The organism is Arthrobacter sp. Soil_N43 (assembly GCF_057655195.1).
Genome location: NZ_JBDGML010000126.1, coordinates 20,679 through 28,419, shown reverse-complemented (window position 1 = coordinate 28,419; position 7,741 = coordinate 20,679). Strand labels below are relative to the sequence as shown.

Below are 7,741 nucleotides of genomic sequence, written 5' to 3'. Positions count from 1 at the left end.
ACGGCTTCGTCGAGTACGAGCGCCTCAACGACCAGGGCCTGATCAACCAGGCCTGGAAGGACTCCTGGGACGGCATCAACTTCGCCGACGGCACGCTCGCCAAGCCACCGATCGCGCTCTGCGAAGTCCAGGCATTGGCCTACAGCGCCTACCTGTCCCGCGCCTGGATGGCGTACGACGCCGGTGACACGCCTTTGGCCGCCCAACTCGCCGACGAGGCAGCACGGTTAAAGAAGCGCTTCAACGACGAGTTCTGGCTGCCCGACCGCGGCTACTACGCCGTTGCCCTGGACCGCGACAAACGGCCTGTCGACGCGTGCGCTTCCAACATGGGCCAATGCCTGTGGCACGGCATCATCGATGAGGACAAAGTACCGCTGGTGGCCGAACGCCTGATGTCCCCCGAAATGTTCAGCGGCTGGGGCGTGAGGACCCTGGCCAGCGACATGGGCGCCTACAACCCCGCCAGCTACCACAACGGATCCGTCTGGCCACACGACAACGCCATCATCGCGGCGGGCCTGTTGCGCTACGGATTCGTGGAGGAGGCGCAGCGGATCGCGGCTGCCCTGCTGGAGGCGGCCGACTACACCGACGGCCGGCTCCCGGAGCTGTTCTGCGGCTTCAGCCGGGACCAGGTCCCCCAGCCTGTGCCGTATCCGACCGCATGCTCGCCCCAGGCCTGGGCAGCGACCACACCGATCATGCTGGTCACCAGCCTCATGCGGTACGACGCCCATATTTCCCGCGGTGGCTTCTGGCTGGATCCCGTCCTCCCGGAATCCTACGGGGACCTGCACATCACCAATGCGCCGATGGGCGGCGGCCGGATCACCATCGACATCGCCGGCTCCGAACCTACCGTGCAGGGGCTGCCTGACGGCATCGACTTCCACCGTGAGCACCGGCCGTGGCTGACGGAACTGCTGGACCAGGCCGAACTGCGAGGAAAGGCTTAGCCGCGCCGGTCCTGAGCGGCAGCATAGTGCCTGTCGAAACGTTCGCGCCCGGTTCGTCCCAGCCTTTCGACGGTATGCCAGCTGATGGCCGCTATCAGCAGGGTCAGCAGGATGGCCGAGACAGCCACCACCGGCGGAAGATCCGCTGTGGATCCGCCGTTGAGCCACAAAATGACGATGTAGTTCCAGAGGTAGGCGGCATAGGACACTGTTCCCAGCGCCTGCAACAGGCGTGTCCAGGTTGGCATCGGGCGGGTGCGGGAGGCGGCCAGTACCACCAGCACTGCTGCCGCAATCATGGCAAGGGGGCCTCCCACGAAGAAGAAGACTGGCGTCTCATTGGCCTTGGGGAAGAAGACGAGCGCAGCCAGGACAAGGATCGAGCCGGCCAGGGCGGCCCGTCTAGGCCGGCGGCCGGAGAACCAGCTGAACATGTGGTTCCGATACAGGCGCACTGAAGAACCGACAATAAGCCCGAGGCCCCACGTCGTTGGCAGGGCGTAGACCAGGGAGTGAAGGTGCGGTGCAAGGATGAGCATCGCCAGAACAGTCGCCGTCATCAAGGAAAGGACGACGGCGGCGGACCACCAGATCAGCCGTGCCTGACGGTTTCGCCGCAGGGCGCAGACCAAGAGTGCTGGCCAGATGAGATAGAACTGTTCTTCCGCGGCCAGTGTCCATAGGGGTCCAATGGCCATGCTGACATCGAACGGCAGCGGTAGGTCCTTGAGGTGGCCGAACCCGGCGAGGAGGGTGTACCCGATGATTCCCTTGGATCGATCACCGAGGACGTCGGCCGTCAACTCGACAACGGCGTACACGCCCAGGAAGGCGACGAGCGCCGGCAAGAGGCGGAATGCCCGATGCGCATAAAAACGGCCGTAACGGATTTTACGGTGCCTTTCGACATCCCTCAGAAGCACGCCGGTGATCAGGTAACCGCTCAATACAAAGAAGACAATCACACCCACGATTCCGGCGCCTTGAAAAATCCCGGGCCAGGAATGTCCCAGCAGAACGGCACCGACGGCGGCTCCGCGAAGCACGTCCAGGCCGCCCAGCCTTGGGCGGCGTTCGGTAGTTTGCCGGACGGCCGTCGCCACCGTCCCACCAGCCAGCAACGTCACATAACCTCCGGAGCTTCTGTCCGGCCGGTTCCAGCTTCAGGTGAAAAGGGCAAGAACCGGCCCTTGCGTGTTGACATGAACGTGTTTTGAAGGCGCCAATCTCGCGCCCTGTCCAAGTCTTCCAGACCAGGCTGGACGAAACCTGACACCGTTCAGTCCTGCGGTCAGCCGTGCGCCCGCAGCCCTAGTGGCAGACCCTTGACGGGGTGAATCGAGCTTGACATTGTTGAATTCTGATGGAGGAGGCGACCACCATGCGTGAAAAGGGTTGGTCCGTGAACATCGTCATCGACGAGCACGAAGGCCAAACACGGGCGAAGGCGCAGTTGCACGCAGAAAACCGGTCCGACCTGGTAGGGGTTGGAATGGCCAGGCTGAATCCGAGGGACTCGGATGTCCCCGTGATCGGTGACGAGTTGGCCACCGCGCGGGCGCTGGCAGACTTGGCGCATCAGCTGATCGAGGCCACCGCTACCGATATCGAGAGAGTCACCAAAGAAACGCCGCATCTCCGTGCTTAGCGTGCGTCCATGAGCACCGTTTTCGGCGGAATGGCCGTCAGCCTTGATGGATACATCCGTTCTGAGAACGGGGACTTGTCGTGGCTGAACGATGCCATGGCCGAGGATGAGGACTACGGCTTTGAGGCGACTGAGCGCAGAACCGGTGCGTACGTCATGGGGGCCAATACGTACCGCGAAGTGGCGGGCATGGGCGGCGGGGGCTCTGCCGTTCCGACCCACGTTGTCACCCATGACGAAACCCTGTCCACCGCAGGGAATACGCACCTGTTTTCAGGTGATCTGGGAGACCTTGTTGCCCGGATCAAGTCCTCCATCCCGGCCGAAAAGGATATCTGCGTCTTCGGAGGGGGCCAGCTCGTCACTGAATTCATCGAGCTGGGTTTGTTGGACGAGCTGGGCGTAGCTATCGTGCCGGTTATCCTCGGCGGCGGAGTGCCCTTCTTTGGCAGGATCAGCCAGTGGACGAAGCTTGAGCTCCGGGAATGCCGCCACTTTCCGTCCGGCATAGTGCTGCTGACCTATGGGCTGAAACGGCTTCCTGCCTGAATGACGGCAAGGGCCGGGCGGACCGCGGTAGGCTTCAGGCATGGGGGAAAAACGATGGATCCGGCCTACGGGGCTGGTACTGGTTTTGGCCTCTTCCGGAATAGCCCTGGGGGCTTGCGAGTACGCCGACGACAACCCGGCTCCGGCGGCGTCATCACCGGAACCGTCGCGCACTGCGCCCCCTCGCCCGCCGACTGCCGACCCGCGCGTTGCCGAGGCCGCGGCCAAAAACCAGGCCCAGCTGGACGTTCTCTTGGGCCCTTCGCCTGAGGGCGTCGTGCTGGCCGGATCAGGCGGTCTGGGCAGTGATGGGTTCCGGACCTCCGTCCCTGGAATACCGAAGGGCCGCTACACGGTGACCGCGGCGTGTGTCGGCGTTCGCACGGCATCGCTCTCCATCTCGCAGTCCGACCGTCGGGGAGGAACCGCGCATGAGCTGGCCCTCGAGTGCGGAACGGTGGCGAGCACGAAGGTGAACCTTGAGGTGGGGCCGGTGTCCGCACACGGCTTTCGCATGAGCACCGATCCGAGGGCCGCCGCCGTCGCCGGTTTTTGGATTGTTCCAGCACCGTGACCGAGCGAGGCCGCAAAGAGCATCGTTCGCCCTGTAGCCGCTGGGGTCTCTGAACGGGACCGGATCGTGCAACGCTGGTGGCATGGATCTGGAAGTGACTCCCGCGCTCACGATTCCCTCGTCGGAACTCGGCTGGCGGTTCTCGCGTTCATCCGGCCCGGGCGGTCAGCACGTCAACACCTCGGACAGCCGGGTCGAGCTCTCGTGGAACGTCGGTACCTCTGCGGCGCTTTCGGACGGCCAACGGCTGGTGCTGGCCACGCGTCTCGGGCGGCGTCTCATCGACGGAGTGATCACCGTTGCCGTCTCTGAGCAGCGCTCTCAGCTGCGCAACCGCGAGATCGCCCTCGCCAGGCTCTCCGACCTCGTGGCGGAGGGGCTTGCTCCCGAAGCTGCACCCCGCCGTGCGACCAAACCCACCCGGGGGTCGAACCGCCGGCGCCTCGCCGCCAAGGAACGGCGGGCGGCAACCAAACGACAACGAAAGCGGCCGTCCGACGAGTAGCGCCCGTCCGTGTCCTCTAGCTTTCGGCCATGCCCTTGAGGGCGCCGTAGAACGCACTAGGGAACGCGCGTGTGCGCCGCCGCCGCAAGCATCGTTGGTTGCCCTGCCGTGATCGTTGTACCCAACAACGCACCGCGGGTCAAAGTTGAGAACTGCCGCTGGTGGGGAGCGGAGGTTGTCTTCTATGACCCGGCCACGGAAGACCGCGCCGAGATTACACAAGCAATCGCAGACCAACGCGGAATGACCATCATCTCGCCATTCGACGATCACGCCATCATGGCGGGTGCTGTCCTGTCGAAGAAGGCCAACTTCGCGGGCAAGACGGTAGCGATCGTCGCTTCAGGCGGCAACGTGGACCCGGCCGTGTATACCCGGGCACTGAACGAAAACCCGCTGAAGCTGGGGTTGAGACGCTCTGGCTTGCCGGGCACCCGGAAGCCAGTCCAGACGCTGGCCGGATTTACTGCTTTCCGTATTTGCGGTGGACGGCCTGTTTGCTGACGCCGAGACATAATGCGATCGCCTCCCAGGACAAGCCCGCCTGCCGGGCTTTGCGGACCAGGGACGCTTCGGTGCGGCCAACTTCCTTCTGCAGTTCCGCCACGGCATACAGTGCCTCAGCTGGACCCTTGCCGTCCATCGATGCCACCAGCGTTTTCATCCGCTCCACCTCCATGCGTCAACTTTAGTTGACGTCGATGCCGGCGTCAACAAAAGTTGACGATGCAGTCCCTCACCCAGTTGCATGGAAAGGGCCTTCGAGCCGTTCACTCATGACACCTTCCGCAGAGATGAATACCGTATGACTTGACGAAACTTAATGGACCATATATCGGAGCTCGAGAAGCAAATTATGGTGAAAATAGCCTTATATCCATCGAGTTTAGTTACGATTTGACCAGCTCAGATAGGCAATGTTAGGTTCGTTCTGCTATCCGGAATAGTGTCTTACAAGAAAAGCAAACTGCCGCATCAGCAGCAGTTTTTTAATAGGGGGAAAATTGGAAACGAACATCGAAGCGTTTATGGCGTCGTACTCGAACCTGGCTTCAGCTCAGGACGTGGCAGCGTCTGCAGTTGCAGAAGCACCGGGCACGACGCCGGCCACCGTGGCGACGCCCGCCACACCGTGGCTCTTCGCAACGAGCTCCTTCCTCTGCTAGGAGACCGTGATCGACGGCCGCCCGGCAGTGTTCCATTGCCGGGCGGCTTCTCCCGGGAGGAGTGTTCGTGAGATTTACCCACCGCACGGGACTGGCTGTGGAACTGTATGAGGATCGTGGAGCCGGCAGTGTCGCCATAAGTTGGACGTACAAGTCGGGATTTAGGGACGACCCCGCAGCTCTGGCAGGCCTCGTTCACGTGGGTGAACACCTGGTATTTGAGCAAGGCACGACTGACTCTTCGGGGAGTGTCGAACACCGTGCCGCTTGCCAGGGCATAATTGCCGGCGCCAAGACGATGCCCAACTGTACGCAGATCACGTTCCTGTGCGACGCCGCCGACGTTCTTGCTGCGTTGGAGCTGCACCTGCCCGGGCGTCCGCTCGGTGGAGAGCAGGCTTATCTCTCGGCCATAAGTGCCGTCGAGGCGGAGGTGCGGGACTCACTCGCGCGGCATCAGGGCAGACGGGAATCATGGGTAGACCTCAGCCAGAGTCTCTATCGCGAGTGGAGTCTCTCGCACGATGGGTTTGGCTACGGCGTGAAAGAACTGCGAGGCGCATACGGTGACGTTCACGACTTCTTGGCATCAGCTTTTAGTGCTTCGAATTGCGTTCTGACCGTCACCGGAGATTTCCGCTCCTCTGATGTCATAAACCATCTGGATGGAATTGAACTTCCCGTCTATTCCCAAAATTGCGCCGGCGCCGATCGAGAAACCCAGCCGATTGAGCGGCATAAACCTTCGGAGCAGATAGCAGCCGGACCGGCAGGAGCGATATTGCCTGGGCCGGAATTGTCGCTGGCCGACTACATGGCAGTGTGGTTTGCCGTCGAAGCCTTGAAGATTTGTCTGCCTGATATCGACATGTCGCTCGGTTTTTTCGGGCCTTTACGCTCTCGCTCTCCGGAGACTCTGGTCATGTCCGACCGCATGGGACGAGTAATTGACATTCATCACGTCCGCGCCATGGTCTCGCGTCTACTCACCGCTACGGACGACGAGATTCGCGAGGCGAGAAGGCACCTCCAGTTTGCCATGCATCACGAATTCTCCGGGCATCAGGGCCGTACGTCGACGCTTGGACGACTGACAGCACTTTGCGGTCCGGGGACAGGCGACAGGGCGCTTCGCGCAGCCTTCGACAGCCTTGGGCCGGCGCAGCTCTGCAGAGGTGCGCGCCTACTCATGGAGTCGCTAGACCACCAGCAGTCAAAGTCAGGAAATTCAGCATGAAGCCGATTGGCGTTCCCATTTCTCTATCGCCAACAGGCCCGGTCATCATTCCAACTCCTTCGCCGTTGAATGTTTACGACCTGCGATTCCTGGTCCGAACGTCGGTGGATGGCCCTCCAGCCGAACGTCTGCTGAACAGCGTCAGAACGAATCTTCGCGAATTGCCGGCGACAATTCAGGTGATCGCCCGGACCGACTATATGGTGGTCGCCGCGAGAACCGCGGATCGGGACCTGCTTGTTGTCTTGTCCGGGATCGCCGACGGCGTACGGATGGCAATCAGGGAATCCGCGAACGAGCCTGCTGATGACCAATCGGGCAAGGACCAGCCCAATCCGCTTCACCTGCACTTTCCAATTGCGTGGGCGAAGTCTCCACGGTGGACGGAAAGTCCCCTACAGGATTCCGTACCGGCTGCGAATGCCGAGCCTTTCCTGGCTCAGCTGACTCTTGTCATCCAGGGTCCCGACGGGCCATGGCTGTCCGCGGTTCTGGATCAGCTTGACCTCGAGGCCGAGCGGAAAGTCGCTGCCTACGCCCCCGTCCATGCTGGGGCGCGTTCAGCACAGCGGATCCAAATTCCAGGGGACCGGAGTACCGTACTTTTCTCGCTGCCGGTGCCCGCCCGTGCCCTCGGCGCTTCCCTGGCGACCCTGGCAATTCACCAGTTCGCTGCCGGCGGTGCGGGCTCACTGCTGTACGAAGAAATCGTCCTGCGGCGCCCGATCACCTATTCCCTGATCAACGTTCCTCTCCATGGGCGTGGAGGCGGCCTAAATCTCTTGTCGTTCTCCATCCCATCGGCTGACGAGATGGACGCTCTCGACGGCATCCAACGGGCAACGGAACCCCTATCGTCAGACAGCGTGTATTCCATCTACTCCGGGTTCTCCCGCTGGCTAAGGCTTGGAGCCTCCAATCCCGGCGTCCTCGTGGACCTGATAGCCAATCTGCTCGCGAGCGTCACAGAGCCAGCGCTCATCGGCGAACGCGTCCAAGAAATAAACGACTTTCGGCCCCGCGATATTTTGGCCGTTCTCGGTGACGCGCCCTTGGCCACTCAACACTTAACGATCTTCTCCGGCACAGGACACAGATAAAAA

At 62.0% G+C, this 7,741-nt stretch carries 11 protein-coding genes; 9 read left to right on the top strand and 2 right to left on the bottom strand.

The window, feature by feature from the left end:
- A partial coding sequence (locus tag AC3A3W_RS20920) for an amylo-alpha-1,6-glucosidase (RefSeq protein ID WP_487445043.1) occupies positions 1 to 959 on the top strand: 959 nt, incomplete at its 5' end.
- On the opposite strand, the gene AC3A3W_RS20915 is transcribed toward AC3A3W_RS20920, so the two are convergent.
- Positions 956 to 2,005, bottom strand: coding sequence for an acyltransferase family protein (locus AC3A3W_RS20915; RefSeq protein ID WP_487445045.1), 1,050 nt, complete (start codon positions 2,003 to 2,005; stop codon positions 956 to 958). The two genes, AC3A3W_RS20920 and AC3A3W_RS20915, sit on opposite strands and share 4 nt — an antisense overlap.
- A gap of 335 nt (positions 2,006 to 2,340) precedes the next feature.
- Here AC3A3W_RS20915 and AC3A3W_RS20910 point away from each other — a divergent pair, with 335 nt between their 5' ends.
- From AC3A3W_RS20910 to AC3A3W_RS20890, 5 genes are all read left to right on the top strand, one after another.
- Positions 2,341 to 2,607, top strand: a complete 267-nt coding sequence (locus AC3A3W_RS20910) for a DUF1876 domain-containing protein (protein ID WP_309991720.1) — start codon at positions 2,341 to 2,343, stop codon at positions 2,605 to 2,607.
- A 9-nt stretch (positions 2,608 to 2,616) separates the two neighbouring features.
- On the top strand, positions 2,617 to 3,156 hold the full coding sequence (locus AC3A3W_RS20905; protein WP_487445042.1) for a dihydrofolate reductase family protein: 540 nt from the start codon (positions 2,617 to 2,619) through the stop codon (positions 3,154 to 3,156).
- 40 nt (positions 3,157 to 3,196) lie between these two features.
- Positions 3,197 to 3,730 (top strand): DUF6023 family protein, encoded by a 534-nt coding sequence (locus AC3A3W_RS20900; RefSeq protein WP_487445041.1) that lies wholly within the window; start codon positions 3,197 to 3,199, stop codon positions 3,728 to 3,730.
- Between the two features lie 82 nt (positions 3,731 to 3,812).
- Positions 3,813 to 4,235: an alternative ribosome rescue aminoacyl-tRNA hydrolase ArfB gene (gene arfB, locus AC3A3W_RS20895; protein ID WP_487445040.1), complete on the top strand. Its 423-nt coding sequence runs from the start codon at positions 3,813 to 3,815 to the stop codon at positions 4,233 to 4,235.
- Between the two features lie 69 nt (positions 4,236 to 4,304).
- A complete protein-coding gene (locus AC3A3W_RS20890; protein WP_487445039.1) occupies positions 4,305 to 4,739 on the top strand; it encodes a pyridoxal-phosphate dependent enzyme in 435 nt (144 codons plus the stop codon).
- Here the strand turns inward: AC3A3W_RS20890 and AC3A3W_RS20885 are convergent.
- Positions 4,699 to 4,914 carry a death domain-containing protein gene (locus tag AC3A3W_RS20885; protein ID WP_104174334.1) on the bottom strand — a complete coding sequence of 72 codons (216 nt, stop codon included), beginning with the start codon at positions 4,912 to 4,914 and terminating at the stop codon, positions 4,699 to 4,701. The two genes, AC3A3W_RS20890 and AC3A3W_RS20885, sit on opposite strands and share 41 nt — an antisense overlap.
- A gap of 325 nt (positions 4,915 to 5,239) precedes the next feature.
- Here AC3A3W_RS20885 and AC3A3W_RS20880 point away from each other — a divergent pair, with 325 nt between their 5' ends.
- From AC3A3W_RS20880 to AC3A3W_RS20870, 3 genes are all read left to right on the top strand, one after another.
- Positions 5,240 to 5,401: a hypothetical protein gene (locus tag AC3A3W_RS20880; protein ID WP_205652917.1), complete on the top strand. Its 162-nt coding sequence runs from the start codon at positions 5,240 to 5,242 to the stop codon at positions 5,399 to 5,401.
- 199 nt (positions 5,402 to 5,600) lie between these two features.
- Positions 5,601 to 6,638: a hypothetical protein gene (locus tag AC3A3W_RS20875; RefSeq protein WP_487445038.1), complete on the top strand. Its 1,038-nt coding sequence runs from the start codon at positions 5,601 to 5,603 to the stop codon at positions 6,636 to 6,638.
- Entirely contained in the window at positions 6,635 to 7,738 is a 1,104-nt protein-coding gene (locus AC3A3W_RS20870) for a peptidase M16 family protein (protein ID WP_487445037.1), read from the top strand. The genes AC3A3W_RS20875 and AC3A3W_RS20870 overlap by 4 nt, the downstream gene beginning before the upstream one ends.
- Positions 7,739 to 7,741 lie beyond the last annotated feature (3 nt).